Consider the following 17222-nt stretch of genomic DNA (forward strand, 5'->3'; position numbering starts at 1 on the left):
CCTTACACATCAATTACTGCAATACTTCGCGCCGATAAATAATTCTGTCATTACCCCGGCTGGAGCCGAAAATGGCCTCACCTTGCAGGTTGCCGTCATTGGCACTTGTTGGGTCAGACAACCAGAGTGGCGATGATGGCTGTTTTGCCAATTCGACCTTGTAGGGAATGCGCACCGAGATGTCCGGCTTGGCAAAGTGGAACAGGATCTCCCCGTCTTTCGCCAGTGCAGCATCCCCACCTGGTGCAGAACTGCCCAACCCCAGCTTGATCTTGCGACCCGCCCCCAGATTCAGCTCGCGAGTCGCCGCATCAAAGGTGTGACTCGGATTGAGGAAAGTGAACCCCTGATTGGCCAAAGAGAGCTGGGTACATTTATCTTCCTTGTTTTGCAGCCAGTTGCCCGCTTCGTAATATTGCATCTGCAGTGGAATGGCCAGCGGCGCCGAGGCCAGGCCCGCCGCCGTACCCGCCTGCAGGCGGCCGTACAGCAGCTTTTGAGTACCCAGCAGCACCGCATTACACCCCGATCCGGAACATGTCCCAGCGACAGCAGTATTCATATTTGGATTAGCCAACAGTGTATTGCCGCCATCCTGATCATCGACTTTGATACCAAAGCTCAACGTGGCGAAAGGTGCTTCTGGACTCGCTGCACGATCAAAGCGGGTATTCAGCCCCAAAGGTGACTGCTGATTAACGCTCGCAATACCACTTGCCCAGCTGAGCGAGGGCGACAGCGTGATACGCTTGTCACGCGCGATGCCATCGAAAGCATTAGCCGCCACCATCTCAGCAACCCCTTTAGCGAACGCCCCCTTATAGTTCTGTGTCGTCTCTTTCTGCAGATTGCGTGCAGTGAGGACAAAACCACTGGCAAAGGGCTGGCTCATGTATGTAAAGGCATTGCAGGCAGGTGTGATAAAACCATTACTCAAACTGTAATCCCAAGGTACGAAACGACCGATGGGTACGCTCCATCGCAACACAGTCTCAAGTTGGGGTAATTCATCCTGATAAGCGGGATAAGGCACAAAATTGCTGACGCCTAACCGGATCACCCCGACCTCAGACCAATTCGCCGTCACGTTTGCTTCCCCGCTCGCCAACGTGATCGCTGTCGGCGAAAATGCTCCAGTGCCGCCAGCTGCAGGCGCTAACAGCGCCCAAGAGACCGCCTTATTACTGGTCGCAAAGCCAGGGGTTAGCTGATCCTGCTCATTCAGGGCTCGCGCTTGCAGAGTAAAGGACTCGCCCGCTTTACGATAGACAGGGCATGCTGCATATGTGTTGTCGTTACTGCCCGAGCAGCCACTTTGTCCTTGTGCCTGGAGTGCGATCGCTTTAGGAATCACAGCAACCGTATCACTACCGGTCAGCTTAAGGGTGCCGGTGACATCATTCTTCTGGAAAGTAGCATCCAGTCGCAACACCCCCGCATCCGGGTACTGTACGGTCAGTTGACCCACCCCATCACTGTTAAACGCAACCTTAACGTTTCCTGATGGCGCGAGCGTGGTGCTATTGACCGTCGGCACGGCAGTGCTGCTCTCAGAGACGACCTTGCTCGAGGTAAATTGGAGAGTCTGATCTCCAGTCAGTAAGGGCACGCATACCTTGGTCGCCCCCACATCGTTTGATTTGATGGCGCGGATCGAGGTGACTCCCGAGGTACCGGCATAGAAGGTGGGGACATTGAAACGCAGTGCAGCATCGGCAAACGGGAGCGTGCAATATTGTTTAGCAGGCCCCAATGAACCGGACCGACATAAGGTATCACTCTGCGGCCGCAGTGGCGGAGTCGAGCTGGACACGCCCATAGTGATGGAACTGGCCGAATAATTACTTAGCATCACCTTAGTGGTGCCGCCAGTTATAGTGACAACACCATTATTCACGTTATTTAAACCACTACCTGACGACCAACCACCATTCGTAAAGGGGTTAGGAGTGAGCGCTGCCGTAACAGTACCCGACATTAGTTGTGAACAATCCTCATTGGCACAAGCTTTAATTGTGATCTCTTCAGGCTGGCAGGTGATTGCCTGCCCTGAATGAGCGAATTCGAAATGATGTACTTGAACCCCGACCGGATTCACTTTCAATGCACATATCTTTACGTTATCAATATCATGTATATTGTTTGAGCCACCTGTTGAGCCGGTGAACGAAAGGTAAAAGTTTTCTGGTATAGGTGACTGACCTAAACCATTAGCGGTAGCATCAAATGTAGGTATCCCAGGCACTGCTGCATAACCAGCACCAGTATTTCGATCTATTGACACCATGGTTTTATTTCCCGAACGGGAATCTACAGTCAAACGGTAGCGATGAGGGGGATTAGGGTAATTATTGCCATTGTGGATCGACGGGTTCAAGGTCGGTGAACCATAAAGATAGCGATATCCAGTTGTAGCAGAGCCAGAACCTCGAATAGCAATTGAATTCTTGCGGCGAGTTTGATTATTACTACCGCCTTCTGCAGAAAAGTTACCAAATTCGTCAATGCCAACACCCAACCAGCCACCTGCAAATCCGGGTGCAGCACTGCCTTTATGGCCATACCCCAGCGGTCCACCAAATGCCCCTGGTTGAGGGGTTATCTTGGCGTCTGACAACACCATGGCAATACCATCTGCACCAGTGCCACCATAAGCGGAATGATCGAACTCTACCGTCACCAAGTTATTAGCAGCAGGAAATAACTTAAGGTAAGTCAATGAGGTAGCTTGGTCATTCTTATTTTCAGTTAAACGCAAACGCCCCTCTTTAATTGAAGGGGTAAATGGACCTTTACTGGTTTTTACCACCCATTCTGGTTTGAGTGATGATGAATCAAAATTATCATTGAAGCATTGCAGTTTTGGCTGTCCATCATCATATATAACTTTACTACTACTTTGCATTGTAACATTTTTTGCACTAAGACGCCCAGTTAATACAACTTGCTCCTGCAACACCGCATCTCCTGCGACATAATAGCTGCCCTGAACATTGGCATTTCCTTTCACATATAGGGCACCACCAACGAATATATCCATGTCGCTCGCACCAGTGAATACCGAGTCCCTTTCAATAGTGAAATCACCTCTGACATAAAAACTTGTCTGACCAGAGCCGACTAGTGTTACCACCCCAGAATTAAGGTAAAAATCGCCATCGATAATATATGTTTTACCCGCAGTCAAAACCAAGCTGGAGTTATTAAAAAGGGTCACTCCTTTTAATACGTATGCTGTATAACTGTCCGACACGTTCATCGCACCATCATTCAAAGTGACGGGCCCTATATCCCAACGCGTAGAGCTCACTCTCAGACCATAATTTACAGTAGTTCCTAACGTCACGGTTGGTAGCACCCATGGTGCAATAGTGTAACTTTTTGCATCTGTGCTACTAAGCATGCTTGGCGCTGAACGAACTTGACTAGCGATATTTGTTATAAGGCACTTACCTATTCCACATGCTTGATCATACATCTCCCATTCATTCTTCAAACGTCTAAAGCAGACATCCTGAGAGTTATAATTTTCAATTTTTGCATTTTCTTGCATGTAAAGAGTTCCTCCGGTGGAGTAACTCTGAATTGGTCCGGGGAAAATGCTGTTGCAATCAATTGCAGCCCAAACTGGTGAAACCATGATGTATAAGCAAATGATCAGAAATAAATTGCGCATCAGGGAGTTCCTCCATCATAAGCTTCGGCCATCAGGGTTCGGCTCACTACAAAATCAGGATTGGCACTGCTAAGGTCGGAGCTGCCACAGGTTCCGACACTCTCGAGACGGTAGCCCGTGTTGCTCTGGTTGTTATAGGTCACCGGTACCTCCCGGCAGCTAACCACAACCTGACAACCAGCCAAACCGATGTTGTCATTAAACTGCTGTGTGGCAAGTACCAGACCACAACGATTAGGTGATGACACAGCCGGTCTGTTAGGGAATAGCTGATATAGAGCAATCTCCAGCCCGCTCTGGGCGGCCAGCAGGGCACGCACGCTGCGCACCTCCACCGTATTTTTCTCACCACTATCGACCAGAAAACGGCCCATGGCAGCCGCCAGCAGCGCCATCACCACAATAACAAACAGGGCGATCATCAAGGCACTGCCTCGCATCCGTCCGAAAGCGTGTGGATCAGGGCACATTGAACACCTCTATCTTGTGGTTAAAGGTGACCGACTCCCCCTTGCGCTCGAAGACAAAGCGCATGCCAAACTCCCCTTCGGCGTTAAACGCCGAGGTTTCACGATAGAAGACATTGCCAGGCCGAAGTGACTCGGCCATCAGGACTCCTAGCGGTAAGGTGCTGCCAGCGGCACTGATCCCTGCACTGGTTCGGTATAGCGCCCCTCCAGATACGCAGTAACGCACCTGCTCGCGAGCAAAATACACTCTCATGCCGGGAGATGTACCATCCAGCAGCGCACCGCTATACCCGATTGATTGGGCTCCAGAGATCACCGGACCCACAGCCTCAACTTGCGCCACGCAACGACCATAATCACAGCGGTCCCGTATCGACTGCGTACCGCTGGAAACGGGTTGGGGAAACACCACTAACCAGTCGTTTACCGGCTCAACTGCAACAGGAGGCGCAACCATGACCAGCTCAAGTGTGGACGAGGCGCCAGACGGGCGATTGAGGGCAAGATAGCGCCCCGAGTTGCTGATGGGCCAGAACCGCAGACAGGGGCCTTGGTCCAGCCAGTTACCATTCTGATCTTCAATGCGCTCCGATCCCGGCACCGCATCGCGCAGTTCGCGGTTAAGCCGCTCCATGGCGAAACGGGCATCACTCATCAACTGTTCACGGCTACTGGCATCGCCATAAATCTGGGTGCCGATTCCGATAAACTGGCTGGTAAAGGTCGCCATAATCCCGAGCAACAGGATGACCATCACCAGCTCGACCAGAGTAAAGCCACTGTTACCCCGAGGCTTGCGGTAGGTTCGATTAGCAGCTAGGCGTAATCGGACGTCGGAAGTAGCAGCAGGAGCAGACATTCGGACAGACAAGCAGGAGCGTTCCATCAGTAGTTCCCCCGATAGAAGGAGAAGTCGAACACACTCCCATCCGGCAGCTTCACCTGCAACAGAACTCGCTTGCCGATAGACTCTGCCTTAAGACCCGGGCTGCCAAACAGGTCATCCGGCGTCACGGCGATCCTGACCTGGTAGTTGCGATACTCATCGCTTGCGACCTTGGAATCGGCTTGAGTAAAGAATGCCGCCTCAATCCAGTCACTGTTCAAGCAGTTAACCTCAGCCCATCCCTTGGCACAAATGACGCTGGTCTGATAATCATCCACATCATCAAAGGTATAGGGCTCCCGTTCACCACCATCCGGGCCATACTGGCTGGGCTGCCAACCCGCAATCGCCGGAGCAGGAGGATTCTGGGTACAGGTCACACCGACAGGGCAACTGCAATCCCCATAAAATTGGCCATTGAAGGTCTCGCCACAACGATAACGACCACCGTTATGATCCGAATGTTCATCAAACGACTTTTGCAAGATCTCGCCGGAGAGGCGCTGGGCCAGCTGGGCGGCGCGTACCTGCTGCACCGGGTCTACCGCCTGCGGCGCCTGATTGATAAGCAACCCCAAAATGCCGGTCAAAGCCACCGCCAGCAGCACTATGCCAACGATCAGCTCAATCAGGGTGAAACCGCGCTTAAGGGATCTCATGAATAAACCCCTCTGACTCAATCTTGATGCGGCTAGTTTCGCGACCATCACTCACCAGCAAGGTACAACCGGTGGCACAGCTGCTGCCTAGCGGTCTGCCCATCTGATCGAAGCGCAGCACGAAGCGGTTGTTGTTATCAAGGGAGATGGAGATACCGACAGAGGGCGTAACCAGTCGACCACGGGTCTCCAACTGGGGAGTCCAGCCACTACTGGTATCCAGGTCATCGCTGGCGGGACACGCCGCATAAGTACGGTGGGCAAAACGGGGGGAGGCAACCACCAGCTGGGTGCAGCGGTTGGCGGGCTCATGCATATTGACGGTCTGCACCAGCCGCAAGCGGGTCAGCAACTCGTCACGTACGGTTTGAGTTTCAAAGCCGCCTTTGCCCAGCCATTTTGGCACGGCAAAGGCGGCTAGAATCCCGAGTAACAGGATCACCAGTACCAGTTCAATCAGGGTAAAGCCCTTGGTTGCAGGCATGGGATTTCTCATCAGGAAAAAGAGAAAGCGAGGCCGAAGCCTCGCTCGTCACAACAATCAGTTAGTACAACCCGAAACAACCACACTATATGAACCACCAGCAGCAGATGCTTCATTGTATTTGACTTGGCAATTCGCATTATTGCCAGCAGCCTGAGGTTTGAACGTACCTTTGGATGCAGATACTTCACTCCAACCATCCAACGTAACGGCATTTGCAATAGTATTTGCTGTCGGATAACCATATATGGCCTCAACAGTGGTGCCAGCAACTGATACTGCAACAGAAGATGCTTCAATGCCTTGAATCGCAGCTTTGCTGTAAATCATCTGAGCAGAGCTCTGCAAGGATGCTTTAACACCATCAGCAGCTGCTTTACGAGCATCATCCTGCAGATTCAGGAACTTGGGTGCAGCGGTAACCGCCAGAATACCCAGAATGATGATCACGATAACCAGTTCGATCAGGGTAAAACCCGCCTGTTTTTTCATTTCACTTTCCTCTGTTAATTAATATTTGTGGTCACCTGACCGGACGCCGGACGGTAACTGAAACTCATAAATGCATCAGTCTTGCCTTGCGGATCCTGATACTTGCCATCACTGCCCTTACTCAAACTATTGACCAGATAGTAACGGCAGACCGAATCCAGTCCATTACTGCTCACTGTGGCATAGTATTTCAGGTCATTGCCGCTACCGCGCACTTCATTGAAGCTGGCCGTAGCCTTGGGCGGGTTTTGCAGTAACCCCTCCCAAATATTGAGACAACGTTCGGCGGTCAGATTGGCCGGATCCACATCGGGATTACCACTGGCAACGGTATCCATGGGATAGCCCGGCGACAGCTCGCCGTTACTGATCTGGGTCTCGGTCGGCGTGGTCAGATAGAAGCGACTACCGTCATAAAGCACGGTATTGAGGCTGTCCTGTTTGGCGCGACCTTCCGCCTCCCATTGCGCCCGCACCAGTGAAACGCCGGTAGCAAAACCGCCTGAGACTCCCTCGACGCTGGCCTTTTTCGCTTCGTCAGTCACATCGAGAAAGCGCGGCAGCGCAGTCACCGCCAGGATCCCCAGGATCACGATAACGATCACCAGCTCAATGAGGGAAAAGCCGGCAGACCGTCTTCTCATCCCGTTTTCCGGCATTGTTGGTGCCATTGGTTTCATTGTCATGCTCCCTCCGTAATGCCCCACATTATTTCATGCAGGCCCAAAAAAATCATGTAGTTGGGTCATATGATTAGTTTCATTCAAGGCTTTTTCATCACCCGCCCGTCAGAAAACTGATAAACCAGCCAATAACCATCCCACCCCATCTCGCAACCACTGCCATCGGGGCGGGCCAGAACCTGCAGGGGAGGCATGCCCCCCTTCGTCTCACCCATCAGTGCCAGCCACAACTGACGGCAATTTTCCGAAGGAGATTGCAGCGGCACCAGCCCCAAGGGCCACCCTCGGGCATCAAACTGCCACCCCTTGCCGGCGACATGCAGTGTCTGCGGGCGCCGCTCATCGAGCCAAATGCCGTGCAAACGCTGTGCCCGCTCGGCAAATTGCTCCCCCAACAAGGTGAGGGTGAGCTGCTGCGCCTCTTCCCGGTGGCCCTGATAGCTACGCACCAACGTAGCAACAATCACCATCAACAGGATGATCACGGCGATCCGCCGATATCCGGTCAGCCAGCGATCATCTTGCTGCGTCTGTCTGTTCATCCCGCCCTCGACTCCACCGCTCACTTGCCTCTTACAGCTCCCATCATGTCCCACCACTCAGGCGTGAAGATGCCGAGTTACTTGCCGCGAACTGCGCGCATCATGTCCCACATGGGGGTGAAGATACCCAGCGCCAGGATCAACACCATTACTGCCACGATCCCGATCAGGATCGGCTCGATCCGAGCGGTGAGACTCTTGAGGTCATAATCCACCTCCCGCTCGTAATACTCGGCCGCTTCGTGCAGCAGGTCATCGACCTGACCGGTCTCCTCCCCCACGGCGATCATCTGCATCACCAGCGGGGTGAACAGGCCGCTGCTGCTGGCGGTGCGCAGCAGGCTCTCGCCCCGCTCGATACCGGCGCGCATATCCCGCACCCGCCCCGCCATATAGGCGTTATCCACCGCATCGGCCACCAGGGTCAGCGCCGTGTTCAGCGGCACCCCTGCCTTGAGCATCATGGAAAAACTGCGGGCAAAACGGGCCAGCAGGGAGCGCTCTATGATAGTGCCGACGATCGGCAACTTGAGCTGCCAGCGGTGCCAGGTCAGCTTGCCCTTGGTGGTGGCGACCCAGCGGCGCCAACCGAACACCATCCCAGCCAGAATGGCGAGCAGCAGCCACCAATAGTTGACAAAAAAGTGCGAGGTTGCGAGCAGAATGCGGGTCGCCAGCGGCAACTCCACCCCGAATTTGGCGAACATGCCGGCAAACACCGGGATCACCATGATATTGAGGATCACCATGGCGATACCGATGGCGATCATCACGAAGCTGGGGTAGCGCATCGCGGTCTTGATCCGCTTGCGGGTCTCCAGCTCCAGCTCGAAATAGTTGGCGAGCTGCAAAAAGGACTCTTCCAGCTGACCTGTGTTCTCACCCACATGGATGATGGCCACGAACAGGCTGCTGAATACCTTGGGGTGCGCCTGCATCGAGCTCGAAAGCGGGCGACCGTTGCCGAGATCTTCCCCCAGCGAGTGAAGCGCCCGCTTGAGCGGCTTGCTGTGAGTGCTCTCCTCCAGCCCGGCAATGGCGCGCAGGATCGGGATCCCGGCCCGGGTCAGGGCATACATCTGGCGGCTGAAGATCACCAGCTCATCCAGCTTGACGCCCCCTTCCAGCAACAATGACCAGTCTATGGCAGCGGATTTGGCCTTGCCCGGTTTGAGCTCGGTGGGCATCACGCCACGGCGCATCAGCTGCTCGGCGGCCGCCATCTCGTTGGCCGCTTCTACCACGCCACTGGTGGCGTTGCCCTGGCTGTCACGCCCCTTATAGGCAAAGTTAGCCATCGCTTACCCCAAATCCTCGGCCAGTCGCAGCACCTCGTCCACCGAGGTGATCCCCTGACGGGCATAATCGAGGGCTGTGAGGGCCAGCGGCCGATAGTGTTCGTGTTGACGGGCCGCCTTGGCGAACCCTTCCGCATCGTTGCGGCGCAGGGCATCCATCATCGGCTGATCCAACTCCAGCAGCTCGTAGACCCCGATCCGGCCGGAATAACCGGTAAAGTTGCAGCTCTGGCAACCCCGGCCCTTGTGATAGGTGTATTGGCCAAGCGCCTCGCCGGAGAGTACGGTGAGCCAGGTGGCCTGCCCTTCGTCGGGCGCCTTCTCCTCAACGCAGTGCTCACATACCCGCCGAACCAGCCGCTGGGCGACCACCGCCCGCAGGGCACTCGCCACCAGATAGCCGGGCGCCCCCATGTCGATAAGGCGCAAGGCACTGGTCACCGCATCGTTGGTGTGCAGTGTGGTCAGCACCAGGTGACCAGTGATGGCGCCACGCAGACCGATCTCAACCGTTTCGTTGTCCCGCATCTCCCCCACCAGCAGGATGTCCGGATCCTGACGCAGGGTGGAGCGCAGCACGTTGGAGAAGGTGAGGCCGATCTTGGGGTTGACCTGCACCTGATTGACGCGGGAGAGACGGTATTCCACCGGGTCTTCTACCGTGATGATCTTGTTGCTGGACTGGTTGAGCTCGGAGAGAGCGCCATAGAGGGTGGTGGTCTTGCCGCTACCGGTCGGGCCGGTCACCAGGATCATCCCGTGTGGCCGTTTGAGCTGGCGACGGAAACGGGTCAGGATCTCAGGCGGCATGCCGGTCTCGGTCAGCGACAGGATGCCGGAGGATTGATCGAGCAGACGCATCACCACTGATTCACCATACTGCACCGGCATGGTGGACATCCGCACATCCACATCGCGACCGCGCACCTTCATATTGAAACGGCCATCCTGCGGCAAGCGCTTCTCGGAGATATCGAGCCCCGCCACCAGCTTGAGGCGCAGCACCAGCGCCTGGGCGATGCGCACCTCGTTGAGGATGTTCTCGTGGAGGATGCCGTCGATCCGCTGGCGAATGCGCAGCACCTTCTCGTCCGGTTCGATGTGGATATCCGACGCACCTACCTGCACCGCATCCTCGAACAGGGAGCGCAGCAGCTTGGCCACCGTCGCCTCCCCCTCGTCATTGGCTCCCAGATTGCTGGAGCCCAGCTCGAAGCCGGAGTCCTGATACTCCTCCTGCAGTTGTTCGGCGAAGCTCTCGATCTCGCGGGTACGGCGATAGAGGCGGTCGAAATACTCCAGCAACTGCCCTTCCCGCGCCACCGCCAGCACCATGATGCGCGGGCTGAGCAGGGCGGCGATGGCATCCAGTGCGCTCAGATCGGCAGGATCCGACATCGCCACCGTCACCTTGTCGTCGGTAAGGTTGACCGCCAACGCCCGATAACGGCGCGCCTGCACTTCGGGCAGCAGCGGCACCGCGGCGGCGTCGATGGTGAGGTTGTTGAGATCGAAGAAGGGCACATCCAGCTGGCGGGCGAGGAACTGCAACAGCTGCACCTCGCTGATAAAGCCGAGGTCGATGAGAGTGGTGCCCAGCTTGCGGCCGGTCTGACGCTGCTGCTGCAGGGCAAGCTGCAGCTGATCATCAGAGATGATCTGCTCTTGTACCAGCAGGTCGCCGAGGCGCATTTTCAGTCTGGGTTGTGCCATGTTTGCTCCGATCTCTGTTACTTCACACCCGTTGCCGCATCCGATTAGGCTTAGCTAATCTAACCTGCTGTTTATCAAGGGGTTAGTTGACCAATTCGTTGTTCCAGCCAGTTGGTCGACGCCTCGCCGAGGTTGCCGTGCAGCAAGGCGTTGCGATAGGCATCGAGCGCCCGCTGGCTGTGGCCCTGACCATCCTCGGCCACACCGAGGCCAAGCCACCAACGACCCTGATCCGGCTGCTGACGCAGCAGCTTCACATAGAGCGCCGCCGCATCGGCATTCTGGCCCAGCTCCTGAGTCAGTCCTGCCCAGGTGGCGTAGTAGTCCATGTTGCTGGCGAGATCCGGCTGATAGCCGGACAACCAGCCAAGCGCCTGCTGCTGCTGCCCCTCGCTGATGGCAAGGCGGGCCAGCAGCAGACGAAAATCGGCCTGTTGGGGATCGAGCCGGATCCCCTCTTCCAGCAGCTGACGCGCCTCGGTCAGGCGGCCCTCGCCGTAGAGCAGCCCCGCCAGCTGCTCGCGCGCCCCCTGGTTGTAGGGGTCGTGGGCCAGCACCTGATAGTAGTTGTCCTGTGCATCCCGCAGGCTTCCCTTGGCCATGGCGGTGGTCGCCTTGCGCTCCGCCAGTGCCGCCAGCTCCTTGGCCGACAGCTCCACCGTCTCGATCTTCAATACGCTCGGCTTGCGCGGCGCGCTGGCGACTGCCTGCTGCTCTGCCGCCAGTTCGGCGTAAAGCTCGGGCTGCAGCTCTTCATCGGTCGGCTCCGTCTCGTCAACATCGCTGGAGGCATCAAAGGGCGCACCGTCGGCCATGCCATCCGAGTCACTCTCGCCTGCCTCATCATTCACCTCATCCTGACTTGGCAACGGCAGCGCGGCCGCCACCTCGACCGGCTCGGTCTGGCTGACCGGCGCAGCGGCCCTTGCCACCACATCGGGAGTCACCGCATCGGGAGCTAGCACTTCACTGGCAGCCGTCACGGTATGGGTCTGCTGCCAGTAGATCCAGGTTCGCCAACCGAGGATCCCCAGTGCCAGACCGCAGATCAGGGTCAGCAGCAACATCCACCATCCCTGCTGACGCGCAGGGGCAATATAGACGGCAGCACCTTCGGATCCTTGCTGGCGCCGATCCAGATCTTTCAGCATCTGGTTGATAACGCTCATGGCCAGACTCCATAAGCCAGGGCGCACCCCAGCAACAGTAACAGGGGCCACCAGCGCCGTGGCGCAAAGCGGCTGGCATCGTCGGTATCGCGAATGGCGAGCCGTACCAGACGGCTATCGACCTGACGCACACCCTGACCATAGGCCAGCATCAGGCACTTCTGCGCCAGGATATTGATAAGTCTCGGGATCCCTCGCGATGCGCGCCACAACAGACGCATGGCGCGACCAGCAAACAGCGGTGCCCCGCGGTAACCGGAGACCTGCAATCTGTGCTCCAGATAGGCGCGGGTCTCGTCAAAACGCAGCGGCCGCAGGCAGTAGGAGAAGCCAATCCGCTGGCGCAGTTGGCGCAGATGCGGCTTGGCCAATCTGGCATCCAGCTCCGGCTGGCCGAACAGCACGATCTGCAGTAGCTTGCTCGATTCGGTCTCGAGATTGCCGAACAGGCGGATCGCCTCCAGTGTCTCGTCCGGCAGCGCTTGCGCCTCGTCGATCAGCACCACCACCCGGCTGCCCTGCTGGTGCAGGCTGATCAGGTGACGATGGATACGATCGGTCAGATCCAGCTCGCTCTGATCCCGTACCGCCAACCCCAGCTCCAGCGCCAGCGCGATGCGCAGCTCGGCCGGAGTGAGGTGGGGATTGGGCAACCAGGCAAGCCGCACCGGACGCGCTTCCGAACCCAGCTCGCTGAGCAGCTTGCGGCAGAGCAGTGTTTTGCCGGTACCCACCTCGCCGGTCACCTTGATAAAGCCCTCCCCCTGCACCAGCGCCCAGTTGAGTACCTGCAGCGCCTCTTCGTGAGGCGGCAGGCCGTAGTAGAAGCCGGTATTGGGAGTGAGGCTGAACGGTGCCTCCTGCAGGCCGAAGTGGGTCAGGTACATGAGACCTCACCTGCCACGGCAAGCAAGCAGCCTGTGCTGGCAAGGCAGCACAGGCCGTTCGGGATAAGGGTGACCGCATCTGGTGTCATGGGTCAGCCCTTGGCCGGATACCACTTGTCGAGCAGCTCGGAAGAGCGTTGCAGCTCGTTTTGCCAGGTATCTTTCTCCACCACGGTCGGTTTGAGCATGATCACCAGCTCCACCTTCTTGGTGCTCTCGCGGCGGTTGGTAAAGGCTTCACCCACCCAGGGAATATCCCCCAGCAGCGGTACCTTGCTGACGATCTCCTGCTTGTCGGTCTTCATCAGGCCGCCGATAACGATGATGTCACCGTTATTGGCCTGCACTACGGTATCGGACTCTCGAATGGAGCTTTTCGCCAACGGCAACACCAGCGTATCGCTGTCTGTCACCTTTATGGTCTTGGTTTGCTCTTCAGTATCGATAACGGAGGGATGGATATGCAGCAGCACCTTCCCCTCTTCATCGATCTGTGGTGTTACATCCAAAGAGATACCTGAGAAGAAAGGGGTCAACTCTACATTGGGAGTTGTTCGGTCACCGCTCGTCGTGCTCACGGTTGTTGTCGATGCATTGGTGACAAAATATTCGTCCGTCCCCACCTTGATCACCGCCTTCTGGTTGTTGGTCGCGGTGACACGGGGGCTGGAGAGGGTATTCACATCGCCCTGAGTCTTGAGCAGGTTGACCGCCACATTGAAGTTGCCGTCAGAGACCTTGAAACCGGCGCCGCCACCCAGTGCAGTGAAGATCTGATTAGGGGTGGTGGGTAACTGGGTATTGGCCAGTGAACCGCCACCGGTAATCCCCTTGTTGCCATCCCAGCTGGCGGAGAGACCGCTCCAGTCCACCCCCTGCTCATACCCTTCGTTGAGGGCAACTTCGATGATCCGCGCCTCCAGCACCACCTGCCGCTTGAGGTGACTATCGGATTGATTCAGGAATTCACGCACTGCCTTGAGCTCTTTCGGGTAGGCGCGAATGGTGACCAGACCCGCCTGCGGGCTGGTGATCACCGCGCGACCATCACCCGTGCCAATCAGGGTCTGCAGAGAGTCGCGCAGATCGGTCCAGTAGTCGCTGTTGGTATCGGTCTCGATACGGGTGCCATTGCTGCTGTTGCCGTTCGAGTTGTTGCCGGAGGAGTTATTGGTGCTGTTGTTGTTCGATGCACTGTCAAAACTGCTGTCGCTGCTGTTATTGCTGTCATTGGCCGTCACCCCGCCGGTACTGACCGAGGTGCGGGAGAGACCACGACGGGACATCATCAGGTAGTTGACCGGGATGGTTTCGGTACGCAGACCCGCCGGATAGATATGGAAGACATTGCCCTTGCGCTGCACGTCGAAGCCGTACATGTCGCCCACCACCGCCAGCACCTCTGGCAGAGTCACATCCTTGAGCTCGACGGAAACCAGCCCGGCCACCCCGGGGTGAACCGCCACGCTGTAGCGGGAGCCCTTGAACAGGGAACCGAAAAACTCCACCGCCTCCACGTCGTGAGCCGCGATACGCAGCCGCTTCTCCGGCATGCCGACCGGCATCTGCGGCCGGTTCAGCTGCAGCAATTCACTTTGCACCGATTTGGGCAACGCGGTCAGAGGGGCAGCCTGTTTCTGCTGTTCGTTCATGGCCTGTTTGAGAGCATCCTTGGCCTGGGTCGGCTCGGGGTGCTGATACGTGGTACAGCCTGCAGCCATCATGGCCACGGTGATCAGACAGAGACGGTGTTTTTTCATGTAATTAGGGCACCCTGACTTGCAATTAAACTCGATAAAGCCGATTCACCTCTCGAGAGGCAAGCACGACTCAAACCCGGATCTTGCTGGCAAACAGTGTTACCGCATGGCGTTTTCCCGCCTTTTCCAGCACCACGGCATCGGCATTGATGGCCACCAGCGTATAGCCGTCCACCTGTTGCCCGACCCGATAACTCTTGCCATTGAGTACCGCCAGTGCCGGGCCATTGCCCAGCACCACACTCTGCAGCTTCGGCAAACCGGCGCTGCTCTCGCCGGTCGCACGGGCGCCAACCGCCACATCAGCCAGCGGCGCAGTAGGATCCTGCAATACCTCGACCTGCTCCGCCTGTGCCAGCAAGCTGAACAGGCAACAGCACAACGCAAACACTCTAGCCACGGATAAACTCCTTGCTGGTACTCAGGGTGTAGATCTCCATCTCCACCACCGCGCCGGGATAGGCTTTGACCTGATAGTCGAACTGCTTCCAGTAAAAGTGGCGCGGCAAGGCTTCCAGCGCTTTAAGATATTGATACACATCGAAATAGCCGCCTTCAAGCTGAAGCCGGATACCATGCTTGTAGAGATTGACCTTCTGCTCTCCCGCCATCAGCGGGGTCGGCTCCAGCGAACTGAGGGCCAGCATGTGAAGGTTGGCGGAGCGGGAGAGCAGCGCCTCCAGCACCAGCGGCATCTCGTGCGCCGGGATCAGATCGACGGTCTGGGCCTTCAGCTCATCGTCGATCCGGGCCAGATCCGCTTCGACCTGCGCCAGCTGGTCGCGAACTCCCTGATTGGGATCCCGCTTGAGCCGGGCCTGCTTGCCGAGGTTTTCCAGCTCCATGATCTCGAGGTCACGCTCGGCGGCACTCAGGGCCATGCGATCCTGCTGCAGGCGAGTATCAGCGCCATCGAGCCAGCCGTAGAGTCCAGCCGCGCCCAGCAGCACCAGACCAGTCAGCAGGATCAACACCCGCTCCCGCTGGCTCAACAGGGCGATACGCTGGCCCCATGCCTGCCACTGTGCTTTCAGGTTCATCAGGGTTTCTCCCGCGCAATGCCGCTCAACTGGAAGGTCAGACGGCCCTCCTTGTCACGGCCAAGGGTCAGTTCACCAAACTCCTTGCCCACCAGACTCGGGGTCTGCTTGAAGCGATTGACCCAGGCCGGCACATCCTGACTGCGTCCGGCAAAGCCGGAGAGGTTGATCCGCCCTTCGTTGATCTCGATGCGCTGCAACGAGAGGTTGCTGTTGCGAATGCGGGAGAGATCCGCCATCACGCTGGCATAGCCCTGGGATTTTTGCAGGGTCAGGCTGCCCAATTGGCGCATCAGCCCCTGCTTGGCCGTCAGCTCATCCTGCTTGTTGACCAGTTGCTGTTGCAGCCGGGGATCCGCCTGATGGCGCGCCAGCTCGGCATCGAGCCGCTGCGCCTCGCTGCGCTTGAGTTCCAGCTCGGCAGAGCGCTGCGCCAGCGCACGGCTGACCTGCTGCTGCTGCCAGCTGTAACCGACACCCGTCAACAGGATCAGCAGCAGCGCAAAGCCCCATACCAGCGCCATCTGATTGAGGCTGGCCCACTGCCGCTTGGGTCGAAACTCGGCGCCATAGAGGTTTATCTGACGTTTCATCACGCATCCTCCCCGATGGCGGCTGCGTAGGCCGAAAGGTATTCGACGCCAGCCAGCACCGCCTTGTTGGCCATGGCGGAAACGGCAAAGCCGAAGGTCTGCTCCATGTGGCGCACCAGGGTACCGATAAAGGGCGAGGCGACGGCAAACTGCATCTGTCCCAGCTCGGGCAATTTCAGCTGGCCCGCCAGATAGTCGAGGGAGCGCTGGATCTCCAGCGCCAGCGAATCGAGCAGCATGCTGTCCGGCTCATGTTCGCCAGTCAGGCTGGTAAAACCGCGCAGCTGGCGAGAGAAGCAGAGCCCGCCCTGATGGAAGACCAGCAGCTGCAGATCCTGTCCCTTGGGCTGCCAAAGCAGCATGCGCACCGTGTCATCCGCGTCATAGAGAGAGGTGAGCGCCAATTCGTCGCTGATGATGGATTGCAGGGTGGCGATGCCGTTGATGGCATCGGCCAGCTGTTGCACCCGGCTCTTGGGCAGGCAGATCACATTGATGCGCGGGCGACCGGCCGGCGGGGTGGGCAAGTCCACATAATCCATCGCCAGTTGCAGCACGGGTTCGCTGACATAGTCCTTGATGGCCCAAGGAAGCGCCCCCGCCATCTCGGCGTCAGGCACGGCAGGCTTGTCGATCTGGATCTGTTGATAAAGGCTGGCGGCGAGGGCCACCCGCACCGTAGACTTGGCCAGCCCATGACGGCTGAACAGCTCGTTCATGGCCACTGCCCACTCCTGTGGGCCGTTGATGGTGCGCGTCGCGAAGACGGGGGGATTGCCCACCGCAGCCAGCATGATCCTGTCATTGGCCAGCAAGAGCCCGACCTGGCGGCTTGGCGTCGACCGTCTGAACAGTTGTTTCATGTAAGCC

The 17222-nt window shown here is 57.4% G+C and carries 17 protein-coding genes; all 17 read right to left on the minus strand.

Annotated elements, in window-relative coordinates:
• Window positions 1-13 precede the first annotated feature (13 nt).
• A complete protein-coding gene (locus OKC43_RS16660; RefSeq protein ID WP_236272299.1) occupies window positions 14-3676 on the minus strand; it encodes a DUF6701 domain-containing protein in 3663 nt (1220 codons plus the stop codon).
• Window positions 3676-4146: a hypothetical protein gene (locus tag OKC43_RS16665; protein ID WP_047434687.1), complete on the minus strand. Its 471-nt coding sequence runs from the start codon at window positions 4144-4146 to the stop codon at window positions 3676-3678. The genes OKC43_RS16660 and OKC43_RS16665 overlap by 1 nt, the downstream gene beginning before the upstream one ends.
• Window positions 4136-5032: a PilW family protein gene (locus tag OKC43_RS16670; RefSeq protein WP_236272298.1), complete on the minus strand. Its 897-nt coding sequence runs from the start codon at window positions 5030-5032 to the stop codon at window positions 4136-4138. Before OKC43_RS16670 ends, OKC43_RS16665 begins: the two co-directional genes overlap by 11 nt.
• Window positions 5032-5691, minus strand: coding sequence for a type IV pilus modification PilV family protein (locus OKC43_RS16675; RefSeq protein WP_236272297.1), 660 nt, complete (start codon window positions 5689-5691; stop codon window positions 5032-5034). Before OKC43_RS16675 ends, OKC43_RS16670 begins: the two co-directional genes overlap by 1 nt.
• Complete coding sequence (locus tag OKC43_RS16680) at window positions 5678-6175, minus strand: prepilin-type N-terminal cleavage/methylation domain-containing protein (protein WP_021231583.1); 498 nt, start codon at window positions 6173-6175, stop codon at window positions 5678-5680. Before OKC43_RS16680 ends, OKC43_RS16675 begins: the two co-directional genes overlap by 14 nt.
• 57 nt (window positions 6176-6232) lie before the next feature.
• Window positions 6233-6667, minus strand: a complete 435-nt coding sequence (locus tag OKC43_RS16685) for a prepilin-type N-terminal cleavage/methylation domain-containing protein (RefSeq protein ID WP_100647010.1) — start codon at window positions 6665-6667, stop codon at window positions 6233-6235.
• Window positions 6668-6681: 14 nt separating this feature from the next.
• Window positions 6682-7353, minus strand: coding sequence for a prepilin-type N-terminal cleavage/methylation domain-containing protein (locus tag OKC43_RS16690; RefSeq protein WP_123173923.1), 672 nt, complete (start codon window positions 7351-7353; stop codon window positions 6682-6684).
• 77 nt (window positions 7354-7430) lie between these two features.
• Window positions 7431-7892 carry a hypothetical protein gene (locus OKC43_RS16695; protein ID WP_047434675.1) on the minus strand — a complete coding sequence of 154 codons (462 nt, stop codon included), beginning with the start codon at window positions 7890-7892 and terminating at the stop codon, window positions 7431-7433.
• 77 nt (window positions 7893-7969) lie between these two features.
• Window positions 7970-9190, minus strand: a complete 1221-nt coding sequence (locus OKC43_RS16700; RefSeq protein ID WP_005340027.1) for a type II secretion system F family protein — start codon at window positions 9188-9190, stop codon at window positions 7970-7972.
• Between the two features lie 3 nt (window positions 9191-9193).
• Window positions 9194-10903, minus strand: coding sequence for an MSHA fimbrial ATPase MshE (mshE, locus tag OKC43_RS16705; RefSeq protein ID WP_139438632.1), 1710 nt, complete (start codon window positions 10901-10903; stop codon window positions 9194-9196).
• A 74-nt stretch (window positions 10904-10977) separates the two neighbouring features.
• The gene (locus tag OKC43_RS16710) at window positions 10978-12072 is read right to left on the minus strand and encodes a tetratricopeptide repeat protein (protein ID WP_236272296.1); all 1095 of its coding nucleotides are present in this window, start codon (window positions 12070-12072) and stop codon (window positions 10978-10980) included.
• A complete protein-coding gene (mshM, locus tag OKC43_RS16715) occupies window positions 12069-12959 on the minus strand; it encodes an MSHA fimbrial biogenesis protein MshM (RefSeq protein WP_236272295.1) in 891 nt (296 codons plus the stop codon). The genes OKC43_RS16710 and mshM overlap by 4 nt, the downstream gene beginning before the upstream one ends.
• A gap of 92 nt (window positions 12960-13051) precedes the next feature.
• Window positions 13052-14719 carry a pilus (MSHA type) biogenesis protein MshL gene (gene mshL, locus OKC43_RS16720; RefSeq protein ID WP_043826241.1) on the minus strand — a complete coding sequence of 556 codons (1668 nt, stop codon included), beginning with the start codon at window positions 14717-14719 and terminating at the stop codon, window positions 13052-13054.
• 70 nt (window positions 14720-14789) lie between these two features.
• Window positions 14790-15119, minus strand: coding sequence for a SctD/MshK family protein (locus tag OKC43_RS16725; protein WP_019446481.1), 330 nt, complete (start codon window positions 15117-15119; stop codon window positions 14790-14792).
• On the minus strand, window positions 15112-15759 hold the full coding sequence (locus OKC43_RS16730; RefSeq protein ID WP_100647015.1) for an MSHA biogenesis protein MshJ: 648 nt from the start codon (window positions 15757-15759) through the stop codon (window positions 15112-15114). Before OKC43_RS16730 ends, OKC43_RS16725 begins: the two co-directional genes overlap by 8 nt.
• Window positions 15759-16352 carry a PilN domain-containing protein gene (locus tag OKC43_RS16735; protein WP_005348605.1) on the minus strand — a complete coding sequence of 198 codons (594 nt, stop codon included), beginning with the start codon at window positions 16350-16352 and terminating at the stop codon, window positions 15759-15761. Before OKC43_RS16735 ends, OKC43_RS16730 begins: the two co-directional genes overlap by 1 nt.
• The gene (locus OKC43_RS16740; RefSeq protein WP_026035092.1) at window positions 16352-17215 is read right to left on the minus strand and encodes a hypothetical protein; all 864 of its coding nucleotides are present in this window, start codon (window positions 17213-17215) and stop codon (window positions 16352-16354) included. Before OKC43_RS16740 ends, OKC43_RS16735 begins: the two co-directional genes overlap by 1 nt.
• Between the last annotated feature and the right edge of the window lie 7 nt (window positions 17216-17222).

It is taken from the genome of Aeromonas sp. Y289-2, assembly GCF_027705925.1.
GTDB lineage: Bacteria > Pseudomonadota > Gammaproteobacteria > Enterobacterales > Aeromonadaceae > Aeromonas > Aeromonas veronii.

What these genes read in the sequence shown, in the direction of transcription:
- OKC43_RS16660 (WP_236272299.1), bottom strand. Translation starts at nt 3,676, where the DNA reads ATGCGCAATTTATTTCTGATCATTTGCTTATACATCATGGTTTCACCA.
- OKC43_RS16665 (WP_047434687.1), bottom strand. Translation starts at nt 4,146, where the DNA reads ATGTGCCCTGATCCACACGCTTTCGGACGGATGCGAGGCAGTGCCTTG.
- OKC43_RS16670 (WP_236272298.1), bottom strand. Translation starts at nt 5,032, where the DNA reads ATGGAACGCTCCTGCTTGTCTGTCCGAATGTCTGCTCCTGCTGCTACT.
- OKC43_RS16675 (WP_236272297.1), bottom strand. Translation starts at nt 5,691, where the DNA reads ATGAGATCCCTTAAGCGCGGTTTCACCCTGATTGAGCTGATCGTTGGC.
- OKC43_RS16680 (WP_021231583.1), bottom strand. Translation starts at nt 6,175, where the DNA reads ATGCCTGCAACCAAGGGCTTTACCCTGATTGAACTGGTACTGGTGATC.
- OKC43_RS16685 (WP_100647010.1), bottom strand. Translation starts at nt 6,667, where the DNA reads ATGAAAAAACAGGCGGGTTTTACCCTGATCGAACTGGTTATCGTGATC.
- OKC43_RS16690 (WP_123173923.1), bottom strand. Translation starts at nt 7,353, where the DNA reads ATGACAATGAAACCAATGGCACCAACAATGCCGGAAAACGGGATGAGA.
- OKC43_RS16695 (WP_047434675.1), bottom strand. Translation starts at nt 7,892, where the DNA reads ATGAACAGACAGACGCAGCAAGATGATCGCTGGCTGACCGGATATCGG.
- OKC43_RS16700 (WP_005340027.1), bottom strand. Translation starts at nt 9,190, where the DNA reads ATGGCTAACTTTGCCTATAAGGGGCGTGACAGCCAGGGCAACGCCACC.
- mshE (WP_139438632.1), bottom strand. Translation starts at nt 10,903, where the DNA reads ATGGCACAACCCAGACTGAAAATGCGCCTCGGCGACCTGCTGGTACAA.
- OKC43_RS16710 (WP_236272296.1), bottom strand. Translation starts at nt 12,072, where the DNA reads ATGAGCGTTATCAACCAGATGCTGAAAGATCTGGATCGGCGCCAGCAA.
- mshM (WP_236272295.1), bottom strand. Translation starts at nt 12,959, where the DNA reads ATGTACCTGACCCACTTCGGCCTGCAGGAGGCACCGTTCAGCCTCACT.
- mshL (WP_043826241.1), bottom strand. Translation starts at nt 14,719, where the DNA reads ATGAAAAAACACCGTCTCTGTCTGATCACCGTGGCCATGATGGCTGCA.
- OKC43_RS16730 (WP_100647015.1), bottom strand. Translation starts at nt 15,759, where the DNA reads ATGAACCTGAAAGCACAGTGGCAGGCATGGGGCCAGCGTATCGCCCTG.
- OKC43_RS16735 (WP_005348605.1), bottom strand. Translation starts at nt 16,352, where the DNA reads ATGAAACGTCAGATAAACCTCTATGGCGCCGAGTTTCGACCCAAGCGG.
- OKC43_RS16740 (WP_026035092.1), bottom strand. Translation starts at nt 17,215, where the DNA reads ATGAAACAACTGTTCAGACGGTCGACGCCAAGCCGCCAGGTCGGGCTC.